This is a genomic window from Clostridium sp., from assembly GCF_036781005.1.
Classification (GTDB): domain Bacteria; phylum Bacillota; class Clostridia; order Clostridiales; family Clostridiaceae; genus Clostridium_B.
On sequence record NZ_DAIQBT010000017.1, the window covers coordinates 1 to 20,877 of the forward strand.

15 protein-coding genes, 1 pseudogene and 2 other annotated features are annotated in these 20,877 nt (G+C 32.9%); of the genes and pseudogenes, 11 read left to right on the forward strand and 5 right to left on the reverse strand.

Annotation, left to right across the window (positions count from 1 at the left end):
* Positions 1–324 precede the first annotated feature (324 nt).
* The 7 genes and pseudogenes from V7Q02_RS08535 to V7Q02_RS08565 all read left to right on the forward strand — a co-directional run.
* A pseudogene (locus V7Q02_RS08535) lies at positions 325–917 on the forward strand (amino acid permease); the annotation flags it as partial.
* Positions 918–1,097: 180 nt separating this feature from the next.
* Positions 1,098–1,297: a binding site (T-box leader), on the forward strand.
* A 108-nt stretch (positions 1,298–1,405) separates the two neighbouring features.
* The gene (ilvC, locus tag V7Q02_RS08540; protein ID WP_333860589.1) at positions 1,406–2,407 is read left to right on the forward strand and encodes a ketol-acid reductoisomerase; all 1,002 of its coding nucleotides are present in this window, start codon (positions 1,406–1,408) and stop codon (positions 2,405–2,407) included.
* Positions 2,408–2,465: 58 nt separating this feature from the next.
* A complete protein-coding gene (gene ilvB / locus V7Q02_RS08545) occupies positions 2,466–4,115 on the forward strand; it encodes a biosynthetic-type acetolactate synthase large subunit (protein ID WP_333860590.1) in 1,650 nt (549 codons plus the stop codon).
* A gap of 168 nt (positions 4,116–4,283) precedes the next feature.
* A complete protein-coding gene (locus V7Q02_RS08550; protein ID WP_333860591.1) occupies positions 4,284–4,655 on the forward strand; it encodes a metal-dependent transcriptional regulator in 372 nt (123 codons plus the stop codon).
* A gap of 266 nt (positions 4,656–4,921) precedes the next feature.
* Positions 4,922–5,578, forward strand: coding sequence for a cell wall-binding repeat-containing protein (locus V7Q02_RS08555; protein WP_333860637.1), 657 nt, complete (start codon positions 4,922–4,924; stop codon positions 5,576–5,578).
* Between the two features lie 73 nt (positions 5,579–5,651).
* Positions 5,652–7,100: a GLUG motif-containing protein gene (locus V7Q02_RS08560; protein ID WP_333860638.1), complete on the forward strand. Its 1,449-nt coding sequence runs from the start codon at positions 5,652–5,654 to the stop codon at positions 7,098–7,100.
* A gap of 135 nt (positions 7,101–7,235) precedes the next feature.
* The gene (locus V7Q02_RS08565; protein WP_333860592.1) at positions 7,236–7,376 is read left to right on the forward strand and encodes a hypothetical protein; all 141 of its coding nucleotides are present in this window, start codon (positions 7,236–7,238) and stop codon (positions 7,374–7,376) included.
* Between the two features lie 333 nt (positions 7,377–7,709).
* Here the strand turns inward: V7Q02_RS08565 and V7Q02_RS08570 are convergent, their stop codons facing one another.
* Positions 7,710–8,672, reverse strand: coding sequence for an AraC family transcriptional regulator (locus V7Q02_RS08570; RefSeq protein WP_333860593.1), 963 nt, complete (start codon positions 8,670–8,672; stop codon positions 7,710–7,712).
* 214 nt (positions 8,673–8,886) lie between these two features.
* Entirely contained in the window at positions 8,887–9,108 is a 222-nt protein-coding gene (locus V7Q02_RS08575; protein ID WP_333860594.1) for a hypothetical protein, read from the reverse strand.
* A 369-nt stretch (positions 9,109–9,477) separates the two neighbouring features.
* On the opposite strand from V7Q02_RS08575, the gene nifS reads away from it, so the two are divergent.
* The 4 genes from nifS (at position 9,478) to V7Q02_RS08595 (ending at position 15,873) form a co-directional block, all read left to right on the forward strand.
* Complete coding sequence (gene nifS / locus V7Q02_RS08580) at positions 9,478–10,647, forward strand: cysteine desulfurase NifS (RefSeq protein ID WP_333860595.1); 1,170 nt, start codon at positions 9,478–9,480, stop codon at positions 10,645–10,647.
* A gap of 18 nt (positions 10,648–10,665) precedes the next feature.
* Entirely contained in the window at positions 10,666–11,736 is a 1,071-nt protein-coding gene (gene mnmA, locus V7Q02_RS08585) for a tRNA 2-thiouridine(34) synthase MnmA (RefSeq protein ID WP_333860596.1), read from the forward strand.
* Positions 11,737–11,832: 96 nt separating this feature from the next.
* Positions 11,833–12,030 (forward strand) — a binding site (T-box leader).
* Between the two features lie 57 nt (positions 12,031–12,087).
* Complete coding sequence (gene ilvC / locus V7Q02_RS08590; protein ID WP_333860589.1) at positions 12,088–13,089, forward strand: ketol-acid reductoisomerase; 1,002 nt, start codon at positions 12,088–12,090, stop codon at positions 13,087–13,089.
* 363 nt (positions 13,090–13,452) lie between these two features.
* Complete coding sequence (locus tag V7Q02_RS08595) at positions 13,453–15,873, forward strand: VIT and vWA domain-containing protein (protein WP_333860597.1); 2,421 nt, start codon at positions 13,453–13,455, stop codon at positions 15,871–15,873.
* A 77-nt stretch (positions 15,874–15,950) separates the two neighbouring features.
* Here the strand turns inward: V7Q02_RS08595 and V7Q02_RS08600 are convergent, their stop codons facing one another.
* Genes V7Q02_RS08600 through V7Q02_RS08610 form a run of 3 tightly spaced genes read right to left on the reverse strand, consistent with a single transcriptional unit; the run spans position 15,951 to position 20,853 of the window.
* A complete protein-coding gene (locus tag V7Q02_RS08600) occupies positions 15,951–17,228 on the reverse strand; it encodes an efflux RND transporter periplasmic adaptor subunit (RefSeq protein ID WP_333860598.1) in 1,278 nt (425 codons plus the stop codon).
* A 2-nt stretch (positions 17,229–17,230) separates the two neighbouring features.
* Positions 17,231–20,365: an efflux RND transporter permease subunit gene (locus V7Q02_RS08605; RefSeq protein WP_333860599.1), complete on the reverse strand. Its 3,135-nt coding sequence runs from the start codon at positions 20,363–20,365 to the stop codon at positions 17,231–17,233.
* Complete coding sequence (locus V7Q02_RS08610; RefSeq protein ID WP_333860600.1) at positions 20,362–20,853, reverse strand: MarR family winged helix-turn-helix transcriptional regulator; 492 nt, start codon at positions 20,851–20,853, stop codon at positions 20,362–20,364. Before V7Q02_RS08610 ends, V7Q02_RS08605 begins: the two co-directional genes overlap by 4 nt.
* Positions 20,854–20,877: the final 24 nt, after the last annotated feature.

A 20,877-nucleotide genomic window follows, 5' to 3' on the forward strand; every position in this document is an offset into this window, starting at 1 on the left:
AACTAAGGAAGACTTGATTGCAGTATTTAAAGAAGCTTATGGTGGATAGAATATAAATTTAATAGACATATTTTTATTAATATAATGCCGTGATAGATTTGTTTTCAAATTTATCACGGCATTTAGTTTTCAATTAAAATTACCTTGATTATCTCTTGGAGAGATTTAAAATAACTTTTTTTATTCATATTTTATTGTGTGAGATAAAATATAAATAAAAAACAGTAAAAAGAATGAAGTATATTATAAATATATAGTAAGATATAAAATACTACATATATTTTAATATACTGAATATTAAAATATATGTAGTATTTTACATCTGTAGTGTCAGCTATCTTAACAGGTATGGTTCCATATCTTAAATTTAAAAAAACAGCAACTCCTGTAGCTTTTGCACTTCAGCAAGTGGGAATAACTTGGGGCTTGGGGTTCTGCTTTGGTAGCAGTAGGTGCAATTTGTGGACTGACTTCAGTTTTACTTGTTATGATGTTTGGACAAACTCGTGTAATGTTTGCAATGGCAAGAGATGGACTTCTTCCAAAAGTATTTGCTCATGTGATTCAAAATTTCATACTTCTTTAAGAAGTACGTTACTTGTTGGAATTGTAACTATGATTATAGCTGGATTTACCCCTATTGCAGTGGTTTCAGAGCTTACTAACATAGGTACATTAACAGCTTTTGTTATAGTATCTGCATCAGTTATAGTTTTAAGGAAGAGAAAACCAGATAGACCAAGAGCTTTCAAAGTTCCATTTTCACCGGTTACTCCTATTCTTTCCATGGCAGCTTGTATATTTTTAATAATAAACCTTCAAAGTGTACTCTGATTAGATTTGTAGTATGGCTTATTTTAGGTTTAATACTTTATTTTGTATATGGATATAAGAATAGTGCTATTAATGAAGGATAGTAGATATAAAATCGATTTAATATGTAAACAGTATGTTATTTAATATAATAGTAAAAAATAATCGAATAAAAAAAATTAGTTTTAAAATTTAAAAAAAGTATTGACATTTAAAACAGAAGGTATTATTATCGTCACATACACTAAAAATGAAGTAACTTTAAGTAAATGAGTATTTCTATTATAAAAACTGTGATAGGGAAGAGTAAATGGCAAAATATTTTAAAGAGAGTGAGAGTAGGTGAAAGCTCATAAATTGAATGCTATTGAAAATCACCCTGGAGTTGTTAAACTGAACTTATAGTAGGTTTTTCCGGCAAAGCCGTTAATTAATCAAGTAAAAAAATTGGGTGGTACCGCGGACCAAACTTCTCGCCCCATAGGGCAAAAAGTTTGGTCTTTTTATATGCATATTTTTTAATTTAATAAGTAAATAAGTTTAACACAAGATGTTGAATATAAGATAAATAACGATATAGGAGGAAATACTAATGGAAAATTTAAAAATTTATTATGATGAAGATGGGAATCTGGATTTATTGAAGGATAAAACAGTGGCAGTTCTAGGCTATGGAAGTCAGGGCCATGCCCATGCACAGAATTTAAAAGACAGTGGAATAAATGTGGTAATTGGTCTTTATAAAGGGAGTAAATCCTGGAAAAAGGCAGAGGAAAATGGCTTTGAAGTAATGGAATCAAAAGATGCTGTAAAAAAAGCAGATATGATTATGACACTTATACCGGATGAAAAGCAAAAAGCTTTATATGAAGAGAGTATTAAAGATAACTTGACAGGGGAAAAAGTGCTAATGTTCGCCCATGGGTTCAATATACACTTCAACCAGATAACCCCTCCTGAAAATGTAGATGTAATCATGGTTGCACCAAAGGGACCGGGACATATTGTAAGAAGAGAGTACACAGAGGGAAAAGGAGTTCCATGTCTTTATGCAGTATATCAGGATTACAGCGGAAAAGCAAAGGATTATGCACTGGCTTATGCAAAGGGAATAGGAGGCACAAGAGGAGGAGTTCTTGAAACTACCTTTAAAGATGAAACAGAGACAGATTTATTTGGAGAACAGGTAGTACTTTGCGGGGGAATATCAGAACTTATAAAGGCAGGATTTGAAACATTGGTTGAGGCAGGATATGCACCTGAAAATGCATATTTTGAATGCATGCATGAGATGAAATTAATTGTGGATTTGATGAATGAAGGCGGACTAAGCTATATGAGATATTCCATAAGTGATACGGCAGAATATGGAGATTACAGCATAGGCAAGAGAATAATAACAGAAGATACAAGAAAAGAAATGAAAAAGGTACTTGGAGAAATTCAAGATGGTACCTTTGCAAAGAACTGGATACTTGAAAACCAGACAGGAAGACCTTCATTTATTGCAAAGAGGAAAAAAGAACAGAAACATCCTATTGAGATAGTTGGAAAAAAACTTAGGTCTATGATGTCCTGGATAAATAGTAAATAATAATAAATTTAGAAGAGATAAAGATGTGTGGAGAATAAACTAAAGGGGGGCTATTATTATGAGGATGAAAGGAGCCGAAGTATTATTAAAATGTATGATAGAACAAGGTGTTGATACCATATTTGGTTATCCGGGAGGAACTGTAATACCTATTTATGATGCATTATATAGTACCAAGGAAATAAAGCATATATTGACTGCTCATGAGCAAGGGGCTACTCATGCAGCTGATGGTTATGCAAGATCAACGGGAAAAATTGGAGTTGCTGTTGTAACTTCAGGGCCAGGGACGACTAATACTATAACAGGAATTGCTACGGCCTATGCGGATTCCATTCCAATAGTGGTGTTTACAGGGCAGGTTCCTTTGAATCTTCTTGGAAAGAATTCTTTTCAGGAAGTAAACACTAAAAGTATTACAGATTCTATAACTAAGAAAAATTATATTATAGATAAACCAGAGGATTTACCAGGTATAGTAAGAGAGGCTTTTAAAATGGCTGTTAGTGGAAGACCTGGACCTGTAGTAGTAGATATACCTAAGGATATGCAGACAGCGGAAATTGACTATGAAGTACAGCAAAAACCGTCTTTGGAACTGAAAAATTGTGAAGATGATTTAGATAAAGTAGCAGATATGATAAAAAGTAGTGAAAGACCTGTAGTATATTCTGGCGGAGGGACAATAATAGCTGGGGCACAAGAAGAACTTAAAGAGTTTATACAAAAAATAGATTCACCTGTTACTTGTTCTCTTATGGGCATAGGAGCTTTTCCAGGAAACAATGAGTATTATATGGGCATGGTAGGTATGCATGGTACTCCTTGTTCCAATCGTGCTGTGAGTAATTGTGACTTGCTTATAGCTGTAGGAGCTCGTTTCAGTGATAGGGTTACCAGTAAGGTTTCAGCTTTTGCACCAAAGGCAAAAATTATCCACATAGATATAGACCCAAAGGAATTTGGAAAAATTGTAGATGTGGATGTGCCTGTAACAGGAGATGTTAAAGATGTACTCCAAAGACTTAACAAAAAGTTGAATCGATTAAATCATGATAAGTGGATGAATCAGATAAGACAGTGGAAACAAAGTGAAAGAGATCCTTTTAAGGATAGATGTGAGTTAAGTCCTAAATTTATAATGGAGACACTTTATAATCTTACTAAAGGAGATTGTATAGTGACAACTGAAGTAGGACAACACCAGATGTGGGCTGCACAATATTTTAAATACTTGAAACCTAGAACTTTTATATCCTCTGGTGGACTGGGAACTATGGGATATGGACTTGGAGCTTCCATAGGAGCATTTATGGGAAATCCTGATAAAAAGGTAATAAATGTGGCAGGAGATGGAAGCTTCAAAATGAATTCTACAGAATTGGTTACCATATCCAGATACAGGCTTCCTATAGTTCAATTGCTTTTTAATAACCATGCTCTTGGTATGGTTCATCAGTGGCAGGATATGTTTTATGACAGAAGATTTTCACATACGGAATTTGGCCCTGAAGTAGATTTTATGAAGCTTGGAGCAGCCTATGGAATAAAAACATTTAAAATAGAATCCAACAGTGAAGTAGAGGAATGTCTGAAAGAGGCATTGGGTTTAAATGAACCTGTTATTATAGAATGTGTTATTGATACTAAGGCAAAAGTACACCCTATGGTTCCACCAGGTGCATCTATAGCGGAATTTATAGAATAGAAAGCAGAAAAAAGATTTTAAAACTAAGAGAGTATTTTTTAAGAGGTCAGTATAAGGCAGGGCTATACTGGCCTCCTCTTTATTTTTTAATGGATTGGAAAGTTTCAAAAATTGATTATAATTAGATTATAATTAATAGAAAAAGATTAAATTCTAGGAAGTGGTTAAATGAAGGTTCAAGAATCAGCAGAAAATTATTTGGAAACTATATTGGTGTTAAGCAAACGAAATGGTTCTGTAAGGTCAATTGATATTGTGAAAGAATTAGGGTTTACAAAGCCAAGCATAAGTGTGGCTATGAAAAATTTAAGACAAAATAATTATATAATTATGGATGAAGAGGGATATATTAAACTAACCTCAGATGGATTGAAAATAGCTTCTAAAGTGTATGAACGTCATATAATTATTTCAAAGGTGTTAGTTAAGCTAGGTGTATGTGAGAAACAGGCCGCAGAGGATGCATGCAGAATTGAGCATGTAATCAGTGAAGAAAGCTTTGAAGCTATAAAAAAAGTAGCAGCTAAAATGAATAAGTGATCTTTAAAATGGAAAATAATGACTATAAAAAGTTATTTGGATTATAACCGGCTTTTTTTATATCTATAATTTTTATGAAAAGGGAATTACAATAAAGAATTAATGTGTATTACTGGTGCAAATAGAAAACTAAAAGTCTATTTGGAGTGAAAAAAGTCTAAAAGGAGTAGTATTGTAAAATAATTTTTCATATAATAGTATTTGGTTAGGCATATCTAACTGAGTTGTATTCAAATAAAACATTAAGGGGGGAAATCTATTTGAAAGTGAAAAAGATCTTAGGATTAATAGTGGGTACAGTAATGTTATTTTCAACCACTGTTTTTCCGGAGTCTTCATATTCTTTGAACCAAAAAAGAATTTTTGGAAAAGACAGATATGAAACTTCATCACTTATAAGTAAAACTGGGTGGGAAACTGCATCTGATGTAGTAATATGTAATGGAGAAAATTTTCCAGATGCACTTTGTGCAGCACCTCTTGCAAAGAAATACAATGCACCAATTTTGCTTACTGGAAAATCAGCTTTAAGTGAAAGTGCAAAGGGAGAATTATCAAGGTTGAATCCTGATAGGGTCACAGTAATAGGTGGGAGCGGAGTTATATCAGACAAGGTAATATCTGAAATAAAAGCTGCATCACCTAAGGCAGGTAATGTAACAAGACTGGGGGGAGCCACAAGATACGAAGCTTCAAAAATCATTGCAGATAAAGTGGGAAAAAGTTCCTCAGTGGTGCTGGTCTCAGGAAAGGCTTTCTCAGATGCACTTTCCATAAGTTATATAGCAGCTAATAAGGGAATGCCTATTTTGTTGGCAGATAGGAAAGAAGATGTATCAGAGTATTCAAAGAATAATAGTGTAGAAAAGGCCTACATAATAGGGGGAGAATCCCTGGTATCAAAGGATATAGAGAGTATATAGAGAGTATATAGAGAGTATATTCAAAAATACTGAGAGAATATACGGAAAAGACAGATATGAGAGTAATGAAAAAATACTTGACAAATTTAAAGATGACATAAATTTTAGCAGTATATACCTGGCAGCTGCACAATATAATGGGGTAGATCAATTTGCAGATGCATTGTCTGTTTCTGCTCTGGCATCTAAAGATTGCAATCCTATAATATTGGTAAGTGCTACCATGAACGAGGATACAGTGAGTATAATAAAGTCCAAAGTTGATAAAGACAGCAAGGTAATAGCAATAGGGGGAACTTCACTTGTATCAGAAAATATAGTAACCAGTGTAGTGAATGTAAATTCTTCTGGTGAAAATGATAAACAGGATAATCCAAAGAAACCTAGCAGCGGCGGTGGAGGTGGAGGAGGTTCCTCCAGAAGCAATCCTTTTGCAGGAGGCAATGGTACCGTATCTTCTCCATATAAAATTGCAAATGCAGCACAGCTGAATAAAGTACGAAATTATTTAAGCAAAAACTTTATTCTTACAGCCGATATTGACTTGTCAAGTTATGCAAACTGGGAACCTATTGGTATATTTAATCCACAGGCTGGGGATGAAGCAGGATATTTTGTAAATGCGTTTAAAGGTAGCTTTGATGGAGATAATCATACTATTTCCAATCTAACTACAAATAAAAAAGATTCTGTAGGTGTAGGATTGATAGGTACTGCTTCAAGTTCTTCAATAGTAAAGGATGTGGAAATGAAGAATGTGACAGCTGAAGGTACGATGTCAGTTGGTGCTGTGGTAGGCTACAACAAAGGCATAGTTGAAAATCTTACATTGTCTGGAGATAACACAATAAGTGGATATAACTGCATTGGTGGTATTTTAGGAGGAAATGATGAGGGAACTATTAAAAATTGTACTGCTGTTGCAACAATAAATGTATTAGGCGACAATATATTTGAAGATGGTAAATATATTTTACCTGATAATGCAGAATGCGGTGGTATTATTGTGGGGGGATCTTTTGGAGGAACAATTGATGGTTGCTCTAGTGAGGGTGTAGTAAACTCCAAGGGAAGTAATGCTATGGGACTTGGTGGTGTAGGTGGCTGCCTTGAAAATATGACAAGCATTACAAATTGTAATGCAAATGTGACTATCAATGCTGGAGAATCAGCTCATGGTGTAGGTGGACTTTGTGGATTTTCTGGAACATTTGATAGAGAAAATCCAGCTAAAATTTCCAATTGCAAAATCATTGTAACAATAAATGGTAAAAATGCTACACATACTGCTGCCCTTGTTGGTACAGGATTATACATGAATAAGTACGATATGGAAAGTGTATTTACAATTTCTAATTGTGAAGTTCAAGGAAGTATAAACGATGCTGTTACTCCAGAAACAGTAGTTGGAAGAGCAGAAGGAAGTACTATTGAAAGTTGTACTGTAGATGTAACTATAGATGGTGTATCTGACGGAGCAGAAATTGGAACGACAGATAGACTTTTTGAAAGTGCAGAATAAAGTTAGTAATTCAATGAAAAGTTCTAAAATACTTTTTTAGTCACAGCGAAAATACTTTTTATCAGTGATTAATGACTTTTAAACAAAAGAGTGCTGTAAAGCTGCTTTAAAAGAGTAGTTTTACAGCACTCTATTATGCAAGCTGACAACATTATTGTGTTAGATCAGGGAGTCATCAGAGAGGCTGGAAATCATGAAGCATTATTAAAACAAGATGGCTGGTATGCACATGTTTATGTTGAACAACAGCGTGCAAAAAAGTGGATCATTAGTTGACTATGTATAAATATAAAAAGTAAGTATGGATGTAAAGAAAAAATATTTTCAATATTTAAATTTGCTTCAAAATTCAGATTTTTAATAATAACAATTTTCAAACCATAGGCAAAGGACAGATAAATTATATTATTGGAATTCTGTGTATTTTCAACTGTGTTATTCAAAAATTCTTTATTGGAATCAGGATTAAAAAGATTTCTATTTATTTTAGTATAATATTTTTCTAAATTTATCATATAAAACTCCTTTAATTAAAAATACCTGTGATTTATTATAAGAAGAGGGTATAAAGGTTTTTCTTAGATGATACTGTTTTTAGCTTGTCTAATTTCAAGTTCCATCCTTGAATTTTCGATATTCTAAAGGACACATACCAGTTATTTTCTTAAATGCTGCTGCAAACTTGCTTTGATTTTCATAGCCTACTTTGGCTGTTATGACGGCAATGCTGTCATAAGAATTTTGAAGCATAAATGTGGCAGTCTTAATTCTGTGATGGTTCATATAATTTCGAATGGTTGTTCCATAAAGGCCTTTAAAGCAATTTTTTAGTGTGGTTGCACCAATTTCATATTTTTTTGATATTTCTTCAATTGTAATGTGTTTATTTACATGTATAATCAAATACTCTCTTATCTGCTTGGTAATGGTTATCTGCTTTCTTGAATAGTAGGGTTTTTCTTGGTTTTGTTCTGAAACATTTGCACTGCTCAAAAAAAGCAATAGTTCAATTACTTTTATTTGATGATATGTGCGGCAGAGTTCTTCCTTTACTGGATAAAGTTCTGAAAAAATATGTTTTATTTGATTTTTGGCTCTCAGGATAAGGCAGTGGCCCTGTGTACATAGTCTTTTCATAAGTTTATATAAATCAATGGAATCAGGTAATTTCATTTCTTTAATGGATTTTACAGCTTCATCTAAATAAATCATAACAGATATATCTTTAAAATATCCCAATGGGAAATTGGATGAAATTTTTTTACATGAAAAATTGTTGATAGATAAATCACCTTCATTTAAATATATGTAATCATTTTTTTTAAACTGGCATTCGTATCTACCTTCCAGGCAATGATTGATTTCTATAATATTTGTATTTGTTATATTATTATTTGGATTTATATCTAGTTGAAACAAATTATATGTCAATTGAATTCCGGGAAGTACTTCATACTGTATAAGTTTTCCTGTACCGCTCTGATTTTCGATGTGATATTCGGTACAATAGCGGTGTTGTTTTATAGTTTTTAGATCTGAACCAAATACATTTTGCCACTGTATGGTTTGCATTAGTTTTTCTCCTTTCTATGGTATAGTATTTCATTTTAAGTCCATATTTTATACTGGAAAAGAAAAAGTGAGTACATTAGTACAATTTTACTTTTTATAGATATTTTAACCATTATAGTTTATTATACTTTAATTGATATTGATTATCAATATCTTTGCCTGCGATTATAGGGAAATTTATAGTAGAAAAATGACAGTTTTAAGAGTTATTTCATTATTCAAGGAGTTCTTTTATATCTTTGTAAATCAATATATTAGATATACCTGCATAGTATCTTATTATACCGTCAATTACAGTTATAGGAGGGGTAAATCCTTTATTAATAATATTATTTACCTGAATTTCTTCTTTATCTGATAAATTGATTTTTTCAAGTTCTATGAAATTTAGTAGTGTGTTTTTCCATACATCACTGTAGTTTGGAAAATTTTTCAAGACATCATATAGTTCTTCTGTTCTTATAAGGCTTATATTATTAATATATGATTTATTTGAAATTGTATTTTTGCAGTGATTATAATTTTTACATTTTGTTTTATTATGACAGCTGTAAGAAGGGGAGCCGTGGCTGTTATTACAGCAGCTTTTTAAAGACAGTACAGCATGTTCCCATATATGTTAACTTTGATTTTTAAGTTTATATAATATTAACCTCTTTTTTGTATAGTAACAATTATAATATCACAAAGTGAAGATTTTATACAATTAAAATGTGTTATGTTGACAAAAAGTATATTTAAAAATAAAATTAGTATAATAATTATCAGCTTTTCAAACATTACTTTTATGGGAGATGTAATCAAGGTGAATAGGGAAATTTATATGGATTATGCGGCTACAACTTTTGTAAAGTCGGAAGTTATAGAGGAAATGAAATTATATTTTGATGAATATTTTGGTAACCCTTCTTCTGTTTATCGTATATCCAGAAGGACAAAGATGGCTGTAATGAATGCTAGAGAAAAGATAGCAAAAATTATAAATGCAAACAGGGATGAAATATTTTTTACAAGTGGGGGATCAGAGTCGGATAATTGGGCTATAAAAGGAACAGCTTTTGCAAATAGGGAAAAAGGGAATCATATAATAACTACTGGAATAGAGCATCCTGCTGTAATGAATACCTGTAGGTATATGGAGGAGCAAGGCTTTAAGGTTACTTATGTTCCTGTGGATAAATTTGGAATAGTAGATATAAAAAAACTTGAAGGAGCCATAAGAGAAGATACATTGCTTGTATCTGTGATATTTGCCAATAATGAAATAGGTACCCTAGAACCCATAAAAGAAATAGGAGATATGTGCAGAAAAAGAGGGGTTTTACTACATACAGATGCGGTTCAGGCAGTGGGTATTGTTCCTGTTGATGTTAAGGAGATGAATATAGATCTTTTGTCCATGTCATCTCACAAATTTTATGGACCCAAGGGCATAGGTGCTCTCTATATAAGAAAAGGAGTAAAGATAGATAGTTTAATTCACGGAGGTTCCCAAGAGAGAGGAAAAAGAGCTGGAACGGAAAACATTTCTGGCATAGTTGGCATGGGAAAAGCTCTTGAGATTGCAGCTTCAAATATGGATAGAGAGAGTAAAAGACTAAGTTATCTTAGAGATAAGATGATAGAAGAACTTTTAAGCATACCAGGTACCAGTTTAAATGGACATAAAATAAACAGACTTCCAGGTAATGTGAATATTTCCTTTGATTCTGTGGGTGCAGAAATTTTGGTTATGGCTTTAGATAATAAGGGCATATGTGTTTCTGCGGGAAGTGCATGTTCTGCCGGAGCCATAGAGCCATCTCATGTATTAAAATGCATAGGACTTTCAGATGATGGGGCAAAGTCTTCTATTCGGATTAGTTTAGGGGCAGGTACTTCAGAGGAGGATATTTATTATGTGGCAGATATTATAAAAAATACTGTATTTAGATTAAGGAAAAATAATACAAAATGGAATTTAGGAAAATTTTAAATTAGAATAGGTGATGAAATGGCAAAAAAGGTAGTAGTAGGTATGAGTGGAGGAGTGGATAGTTCTGTTGCTGCATATCTTTTGAAAGAACAGGGTTATGAGGTTATTGGGGTAACCATGCAGGTCTGGCAGCAAGATGATTATTATGAAGATACGGAAAGTGGATGTTGTTCTTTAAGTGCTGTAGAAGATGCTAAAATGGTGGCATATAATCTTCATATACCTCATTATGTTATGAATTTTAAAGAGGTATTTAAAAAAAATGTAATAGATTATTTTGTTCAGGAGTATATGGAAGGAAAGACGCCAAATCCTTGTATAGCATGTAATAAACATATAAAATTTGATGAACTTTTAAAAAGAGCTATGGGTTTGGGAGCTGATTATGTGGCTACAGGGCATTACGCTACTGTAGAAAAAGTTAATGATAGATATACCCTTAAAAAATCAAAGGATTATAATAAGGATCAAACTTATGCTCTTTATAATTTAACTCAATTTCAGCTGGCACATACCTTAATGCCCTGTGGAATATACAAAAAAGAAGAAATAAGGGAAATAGCGAGAAAAATAGGTCTTATGGTTCATTCTAAGAGGGATAGTGAGGAAATATGCTTTATTCCAGATAACAATCATGGAGCTTATATAAAGAGAATTATGAAAAATAAGGTAAAAGTAGGAAATTTTATAGATAAAGAAGGAAATGTACTTGGGAAACACAAGGGGATAGTTTATTATACATTAGGTCAGAGAAAAGGACTGGGATTATCATTTGGTGTACCTATGTATGTCACAGATATAAGACCTTATACCAATGAAGTTGTACTTGGCAGTGAAGAGGATATATTTAAAACAGATTTAGTGGCAAAGGACGTAAATTTTCTTCCTTTTGAAAAATTGACATCCCCTATGAAGGTAGAAGCTAAAATAAGGTATTCCTCAAAACCAGCAGAGGCAACTATAAGTTATCTGGATGAGGAAAAAGTAAAAGTAAGATTTACAAATAAACAAAGGGCAATTACTAAAGGACAATCTGTGGTATTTTATAAGGATAATATTTTAATTGGAGGAGGAATTATTGACAGCTAATATTATAAATGATACAATTAAAAGAAATAATTTTTTTGACAGCTTGGCAGGCATATTGACATAAAATAACATATGTAATAGATTATAAAAATAACATTAAAAACTGAGACAGGGATCAAGTAGATGTGATTGACATTTTAAAGAGAGTGGTTGAAGCTGGGAATCCATAAATGTTGCATGTTGAAACTCCCCCTGGAGTTGTAAGCTGAACTATAGTAAGCTGTGCCGGTAAAAGCCGTTATAAAACATAAGTAACAAATTTGGGTGGTACCGCGGTAGACTTTCGCCCCAGGCAGAAGGTCTATTTTTTTGTGTTATTTTTAGAAAATAACAATATAGGAGGAAATACTAATGGAAAATTTAAAAATTTATTATGATGAAGATGGGAATCTGGATTTATTGAAGGATAAAACAGTGGCAGTTCTAGGCTATGGAAGTCAGGGCCATGCCCATGCACAGAATTTAAAAGACAGTGGAATAAATGTGGTAATTGGTCTTTATAAAGGGAGTAAATCCTGGAAAAAGGCAGAGGAAAATGGCTTTGAAGTAATGGAATCAAAAGATGCTGTAAAAAAAGCAGATATGATTATGACACTTATACCGGATGAAAAGCAAAAAGCTTTATATGAAGAGAGTATTAAAGATAACTTGACAGGGGAAAAAGTGCTAATGTTCGCCCATGGGTTCAATATACACTTCAACCAGATAACCCCTCCTGAAAATGTAGATGTAATCATGGTTGCACCAAAGGGACCGGGACATATTGTAAGAAGAGAGTACACAGAGGGAAAAGGAGTTCCATGTCTTTATGCAGTATATCAGGATTACAGCGGAAAAGCAAAGGATTATGCACTGGCTTATGCAAAGGGAATAGGAGGCACAAGAGGAGGAGTTCTTGAAACTACCTTTAAAGATGAAACAGAGACAGATTTATTTGGAGAACAGGTAGTACTTTGCGGGGGAATATCAGAACTTATAAAGGCAGGATTTGAAACATTGGTTGAGGCAGGATATGCACCTGAAAATGCATATTTTGAATGCATGCATGAGATGAAATTAATTGTGGATTTGATGAATGAAGGCGGACTAAGCTATATGAGATATTCCATAAGTGATACGGCAGAATATGGAGATTACAGCATAGGCAAGAGAATAATAACAGAAGATACAAGAAAAGAAATGAAAAAGGTACTTGGAGAAATTCAAGATGGTACCTTTGCAAAGAACTGGATACTTGAAAACCAGACAGGAAGACCTTCATTTATTGCAAAGAGGAAAAAAGAACAGAAACATCCTATTGAGATAGTTGGAAAAAAACTTAGGTCTATGATGTCCTGGATAAATAGTAAATAGAGTATAAATAAAAATTTGGAGGCCTTGAGCTTCCAAATTTTTATTTATACTTCTAATTTGTGTAAAAATAAATAAGAATAAATATGGTATAATAATATACATATTATAATGAAATATTAATAATAGTTTTAAATTAATAAAGTTAGACAGTTGACAACGTTAACACTTACAACGTATCATTTTTACATATTATATATCAAGTAATTCTTAGGTTCAGGTGGAGTCTGCCTATAAGGAATGCACATCGTAATCTGAATCTTAGAATCACTTATCCAGGGGTATAGCAGTGCTTATCCCCCACTTGAAGAAGATGGGGGTGTTAGCAATGGTAGCTTTCGGATAAATTGAGAAGGAGGCGAGATTATGTTGCCTTATGGCAAAATAAATAAGAGGATTGATGATGGAATATTATTGAAAAAAGTGAGTATTACAGGTAACCTTTGTGCAGGGTATGCAGAAGTATTTATAAATCAAGTTTATGAAAACTGCAGTGATGAAGATATAGAAGGAGTATATATTTTTCCTATACCAGCTACAGCAGTAATATCTGGATTTGAAGCAGAGATAGGTGGAAGAACCCTAAAAGCAATAGTGGAGGAAAAGGATAAGGCACTGCAAGTCTATGAGAATGCAAGAATTCGAGGAGACAGTATTTTTTCACTAGAGGAATTTAGTCCCCATTTCTTCAAAATAAGTATAGGTAAAATAATTTCTGGAGAAACTGTGAAAATAAAACTTTCTTATATAGATGAATTGGATTATAAAGATAGTACCTTTAAACTTACTGTACCTGCAATTTCAGAACCTAAAATAATAAGGAGCAAATCAAAAATTGAAGAGTTAAGGAGTAGTTTGGTTAATAGACTGGAAATAAAAAAGGGTAAGGATAAAGATTTTGAATTTAAAGTAAGTATAATAGTGGAATCTTTAAGTAGAGTTGACTTTAGATGTCCCTACCATAAGATAAAAGTGGAGAGGGAAGGAGACACAGTAGCCAAGATAACTTTGGAAGAAGATTATTATTTAATGGATAAGGAATTTATATTGTTCATAAAAGAGAAGGAAACTCTTGAAGCAGATGGAATGATATATGAATATAAAGAAAATGACAAAGAAAAGGGAATAGTATATATAAGGATGATTCCAAAGCTTGACCCTTATGAGGAAGAGGTTAAGGAAAATTATATATTTTTAATTGATATTTCAGATACTATGAAAGGTGAAAAGCTGGAACAGGCCAAAAATGCACTTCAGCTTTGTATAAGAAATCTGTCTAAGGGAGATACCTTTGATATAATAGCTATGGGAGTAAATTTAAGGGATTTTTCAAAAGATGGAATGATAGAATTTACCCAGGATTCTTTAAGAAAAGCTTCTAAATGGATAGATAATCTGGATACAGAAGAAGATGCGGATATATTTGAGGCAATAAGGTACAGTCTTGAAAAAGAAGGTGATAAAAATACCATACTTCTATTTACGGATGATCTGGTAGATGATGAGGAAGATATACTTGGCTATGTAAAAGAAAATATAGGTGAAAATAGAATATTTACTTTTGGAATAGATTCATCTGCCAATAACTACTTTTTAAATAAACTGGCTCATGAAAGCTGTGGAAAAGCGGAGTTTATAGATAGGGAGGAGAGAATAGAAGATGTAGTATTGAGACAATTTAATAGAATACAAAATCCCCAGGTTGATAACATAGAAATTGACTGGGGGGAACTTAAGGTTAAAAATTCTTATCCAAGAACCATAGAATACATGTATGACAGAGAACCTTTTTCCATATTTGCAAATGTACTTGGAGAAGTGGGAGGGCAGATAGTATTAAAGGGAAATGTAGCTGGAAAAGAATATATGCAAAAGGTGGATATAGATAACTTCAACACAGAAGAAAATGCCAATCTGTTAAAAAAAATATGGGCTAAAAAAAGAATAAAATCTCTGGAAATAAACATGAGAGCTCAAAGAGGAACAATAAGGGAAAGTATGAGAAAAAAGATAATAGAGCTTTCAAAGGACAACAAACTTATAAGTTCAGAGACCACATTTATATTGATGGAACTCAGGGAAGAACCTGTACTTGGGATACAACTCAGGGATATAATTCCTATAAAAGTAGAAGAAAATGTAGTAAATAATAAAAATAAGATAGGTGAAGATTCAGGAGGATTTTTATACAGAAGCTTTATATATGAAGATGATGTGGAAATAAGTCGTAGTGATAATAAGTATCTGGATAAAAAGTATCCAAGAGAAAAACTTTTAAGGATAATTGCAAAGAATCAGTTTGCCGATGGAGTCTTTGTGGACTATGAAGACAGTAGTATAGAGGATAAAATAGAAACCACAGCTATGGTTATGCTTGCTTTTATTATAGGCAAGGAAAATATAGATATATACACAAATCAGTTGAATAAAGCGGTAAATTTTATCTGTGAAAGCTATGATGAAGTAGAGTTTAATGTAAGATATGATATTTTAAAATTATCGATTTTAGTACTGAATAAGATAAAGAAGAAAAAATTACTAAAGGACAGATATATCTTAGAAGTGGATAGTACAATAGAAAAACTTTGTGAGAAACTTCACAGCAGGGAGGAAACAAGACCAGTACTTAAGAATTTGATGAATAATTCTTTTAATAGAAATGTAGCTTCTTTATTTGCACTGAGTGAGGATAAAAAATATATAAAAGAAAATATAACTATAGTTGAAGAGAGAAATTCCATATTTGACATGTCAAAATTAGCGGTGTTGAAGGGATTAAAAGATTAAAATCAGGTAGGTATTAATTTAAGTTTTTTAGTATAAGGCATAAGCCATAGATTGTAAAATCTATGGCTTCTTTAACTTTATTGTAAAATTTTAACCTTGTCACCATCATTTAAAAAGGTTTGACCTTCTGGTACTATAATATCTCCTTCATGTATTTTAGAAGATATTATCTGAATGTTCTTATCATTTGAAAGTCCGGTATTTACAGATATTTTTTTTATTCTATTGTTTTCCACCTTATACAGGTAGGAAACTCCATTTTCCATTTTTACAGCCTGGTTTGCTACGGTAAGTACATTATCTTCTGTTTCATCAGGTAAGGATACCTTAACAAACATACCTGATTTTAGTTCTCCTCCTTGGTTAGATACTTTTATTTTAATAAGATATTCTTTAGTTGTACTATCTGCATTGGGAGTTATAGTTTCTATAGAACCCGTAATTTCCTTATTAGACAGAGAAGGAATAATTATAGGTATGGATTGATTTACTTTAATTTTTGAAAGCATACTTCCTGGTACATTTACTTCTATTATAAGTGAACTCAAATCCAATATGGTTATGGAAGCTGTTGCGGCGGGAGAAATTTCTCCCTGATGTATATTTACAGCAGATACAGTACCAGAAATAGGAGCTTTGATTATGGTATCATTAATTTGCGATTGTATGGAATCCACAGCAGCTTGAGCCTGGGTCACTTGGGCCTGGGCTACAGCTACAGATTCGGGACCTATTTTCTGCTGAATTAAGCTTAAATTTTCTTGAGCAGAAGATAGGGCCACAGATGCACTGTCAAGTTTAGTCTTGGCTGTATCTAATTCTTGCTCTGATGCAGCACCAGCAGAGTGTAATAAGTTTATTCTATCATAGTTGGTTTTTGCATCATCATAGGTTATTTTGGCACTATCTACTGTTTGCTGGGCTTGTACAACCTGCTGTTCTACTCCTGAACTCTTTGTTTTATTTAAATTAGCTTTGGCAGAGTCTATACTTGCCTGTTGTTGTTTTAACTGAGCCTGAAGAGAGTCTGAATCAAGAGTAAACAATGTTTCTCCGCTTTTCACTGTACTTCCTACTTTTACATTTAAAGTTTTAACTTTTCCAGGTGACTTGGGAGATATTGAAACTTCTTCTTTGGCAGTTAATTTTCCTGAATAATTTACTTCTGTGGATAAGGAAGAAAGGTCTACTTTAATTACTTTTACATTTTTAATGGTATTTGTAGTTTCTGTATGTTTGTTTTTCATTATATTATGTACTATGCTGAAGACAATTAAAACCGCAAGTACAATTAATATTATTTTACCAATATTATTTTTTGATTTTAAAATAATATTTTTTATAACATTACTCATGATTACACCTCCTGGATTTTTGGATGTTTCTTTATTTTTCTAAGCATATAGTGTTTAAGGTCATCCAATAATGTATAAACTACAGGTAATATTATAGGAGTAAAAATAGTAGAAGCTATCATTCCACCTATAACTACGAGAGCCATGCTGGATTTTATTTCACTGCCTTCTCCAAGGGACAGGGCAGAGGGAAGCATACCCACAATCATAGTTGCCGAAGTCATTATAATAGGTCTCAGCCTTCTCTCTCCAGATTCAATAAGGGCTTCTCTTAAATTTTTTCCTCGCTTCATCAGGGTATTTGTATAGTCAATTAAAAGTGTACCATTTTTAGAAGCTAATCCATCTAGCATTATGAATCCTATAAGAGACATCATATTCAAAGTTTTGCCGGTAATGGCCAGTATTCCTATAGCTCCTATGAGAGCGCAAGGAAGAGATATCATCCTAATGAATGGTGTTAGGAAGGATTCATATAGTACAACTAATATCATGTAAATAAGGACCAGGGAAACAATTAATACTTGTATGAGAGAGGTAAAGTTAGTTGACATACTCTCCTGGTTTCCGCCAAATTTAATTTCATAGCCTTCTGGAACAGATATTGGTTTTAACTTTTCAGTTAAATCTTTGCTTACAGTTCCAAGGGGTCTTCCTTGAATATTTGCAGAGACAGTAGCTACATCCTGCCTATCTTTTCTTGATATAGATTTTGGACTATCAGATCTTACTATCTTTGCCACTTCATTTATAGGAACGGATTGGCCAGAACTGCTGGTTATTTTTATGGAGCCTATATCTGAAGCGGTTTTTACATATTTATCATCAAATTTTACTGTTATATCATAGTCGTCTCCCTTTGTGGTGTATATCCCTGCAGATGAACCTTGAATTGCAGTTCTAAGTACTGAAGATAGATCTGATATGGATACACCGTATTGTACTGCTGCTAATCTGTCTATCTGTACTTTTAATTCACTTTCACTTACCTTAGTGGAATTATCTACATCTGTAATACCTGGAATTGTTTTTATTGTCTGTTCCACCTTATTGGATATTTCGTTTATTGTATCAGAATCATCTCCTAGTATTTCGATAGATATAGGTTTACTGCTGCCACTGCTTACATCAGATTCAACCACAGAAAAGTCTGTTCCTGAAAGGGAAGCATTTCCCCAGTTTCGAATTTTTTTAGCTACTTCCGATTGGGAGAGGGTTCTCTCATCTTTAGGGTAAAGTTCTACATATATGCTTGCAGTATTTGAGGTACTGGAATTTACACTGTCACCACTGGATCCTACCATAGAATAATAGGTTTTCACTTCTTTAACCTTATGCAGGTAGTTTTCTACCTGGTTAACTTTATTGTCCATTTGATTTAAAGTTGCTCCTGAATCAAAAGTCATGTTTATATTAAAGGAACTTTGGTCTGTAGTAGGAATAAGTTCCGTACCTATGGCACCTGCAGGTATCAATAAAATAGTACCTATTAATGCAACTATACTAATAAGTAGCACTCTTTTTCTGTGATCCAGTGACCATATAAGGGCTTTTTTATAGGTTACTGTTATATTATCTAAGGATTTTGAAAGAGAACTAAAGGCTTTATAAAGTCTGGTATTTTTAATTTTACTAAACCTTCTAGAAGGTTTTTTTGGAGCCTCATCAGACCCTTTGAATACTCTAGATGCCAGCATAGGGGTAATGGTAAATGAAACAAATAGAGAAAATAATGCTGCAAAAGCTATGGTTAATCCAAATTCTTTAAAAAATTGTCCCGCCATGCCGGATATAAATGCAACTGGGGCAAATACCACCACATCGCAGAGAGTTATGGCAATAGCTGCAAGACCTATTTCATTACGTCCATCTATAGCCGCCTGGTGGGGATGTTTCTTCATGGATAGATGTTGTTTTATGTTATCAAGTACAACAATTGAATCATCCACAAGTATTCCTATACAAAGGGATAAACCCATAAGGGACATCATATTCAATGTAAATTTCATAACATACATCATAAAAAAAGTGGCAATAAGGGAAGTAGGTATTGCTACAAGTACTATTAATGAAGACTTCCAGCTTTTCAAAAATATAAATAGAACTAAAGCTGTGGTTATTATGCCTTCTATTAAGGTACGTTTTATTTCAGAAAGAGATGAAGTTATAAACTTGGTACTGTCATAGGCAGCTACTAAATCTATTCCTTTTGGCAGCTTTTTTTTGATCTTTTCAAGTTCTGCATTGATGTTAGTTACAGTTTCAATTACGTTTGCATCACTTTGTTTTTGTATGCTTATTCCTATGGTGTCTTTACCGTTTATTCTTATGTATTGATTTTCGTCAGGATATTCTAAATTTACATCAGCTATGTCAGATAAGCGAACGGTACCACCAGCGGAGGTGGGTATTAATAAATTCTTTACTTCGTCTACATTTTCCAGCTGGCTCATAATTCTTACAGTTTCGTTTAAATTATCTTGTTTTATCTGGCCTGCAGGAAAACTAACATTATCTGATTGCAGTTTGGAAATTAACAGGCTCGTATTTACTCCGTAAAATTCCACTGCTGCTTTATCCAGCTTTATAATGAGTTGTTTTTGATTTGTTCCAAGGAGAGATACATTTCCTACACCTTCTACCTTTTTGAGAGAGTCTGTTATATTGTCAGATTCATTATATAGTTCTTCGTGGGACACGTTTCCGGATACGGATAACATTAAAACAGGCATGGCGTTTGTGTCCATTTTAAACAAAAGAGGTTTGTCCGCATTTTTAGGAAGTTTAGCCTGTGCAGTGTCTACAGCTTTCTGTACATCTAAAAAGGCAGTGTTCATATTTGCATCGCTTTTAAATATTATGGTAGTTTGTCCATATCCTTCACTTGCTGTAGATTGCAGGGTGTCGATACCGCTTATACCAGCTACAGAATCTTCGATAGGTTTCACTATGTCTTTTTTTATGTCTTCAGCACTGGCACCGGAATATGTGGTGGATATAGAAATTACAGGTACATTTATAGATGGCATAAGATCAGCACCTAAATTACTATATCCGAATATCCCAAGACCTAACAAGAATAACAGTAACATGGTTATTGCTGCCGGTTTTCGAACAGATAGTTCAGTTAAGTTCATTTTTTACCCTCCTTAGTCATAGATATAATAGTTTTATTTTTATAGTTTTTAAGAGCATAATTTAATTTTGAAAAACCATAAACTATGTTTCTTAGATCTTCTTTATTTAAAACAGAAACAGCTTCTTCTAGAAAATCATATTTTATCTTGTTTAGCTTTTCCAGGTAATCAATGCCCTCAGGAGTAAGAGAAAGCATAACAATTCTTCTATTATTATCTGGTCTATATCTCTGTACAAAGCCTTTATTCACAAATTTGTTACTTAAATTTGTAACAGCACTAGGAGTTATTCCAAGATCTTTTGCAAGTTCACTTACTTTATATTCCCCCTGATCGTTAAGTTGCTGAAGGAAAAATAGTTGAGCAATAGGAAGTTTTTCTTTATATCTGAAACTATTACTCATTATATATTTAATAAGTAAAAAAAAATCATCAAAACTTTTTTTTATATCTTCAATAACGAATAAATTATTATTTTCATTGTTCATTTCAATACCTCCCTTGCCAATTAG

Coding starts and splice junctions, on each gene's coding strand:
- ilvC (WP_333860589.1), top strand. CDS start 1,406: ATGGAAAATTTAAAAATTTATTATGATGAAGATGGGAATCTGGATTTA.
- ilvB (WP_333860590.1), top strand. CDS start 2,466: ATGAGGATGAAAGGAGCCGAAGTATTATTAAAATGTATGATAGAACAA.
- V7Q02_RS08550 (WP_333860591.1), top strand. CDS start 4,284: ATGAAGGTTCAAGAATCAGCAGAAAATTATTTGGAAACTATATTGGTG.
- V7Q02_RS08565 (WP_333860592.1), top strand. CDS start 7,236: ATGCAAGCTGACAACATTATTGTGTTAGATCAGGGAGTCATCAGAGAG.
- V7Q02_RS08570 (WP_333860593.1), bottom strand. CDS start 8,672: ATGCAAACCATACAGTGGCAAAATGTATTTGGTTCAGATCTAAAAACT.
- mnmA (WP_333860596.1), top strand. CDS start 10,666: ATGGCAAAAAAGGTAGTAGTAGGTATGAGTGGAGGAGTGGATAGTTCT.
- ilvC (WP_333860589.1), top strand. CDS start 12,088: ATGGAAAATTTAAAAATTTATTATGATGAAGATGGGAATCTGGATTTA.
- V7Q02_RS08595 (WP_333860597.1), top strand. CDS start 13,453: ATGTTGCCTTATGGCAAAATAAATAAGAGGATTGATGATGGAATATTA.
- V7Q02_RS08600 (WP_333860598.1), bottom strand. CDS start 17,228: ATGAGTAATGTTATAAAAAATATTATTTTAAAATCAAAAAATAATATT.
- V7Q02_RS08605 (WP_333860599.1), bottom strand. CDS start 20,365: ATGAACTTAACTGAACTATCTGTTCGAAAACCGGCAGCAATAACCATG.
- V7Q02_RS08610 (WP_333860600.1), bottom strand. CDS start 20,853: ATGAACAATGAAAATAATAATTTATTCGTTATTGAAGATATAAAAAAA.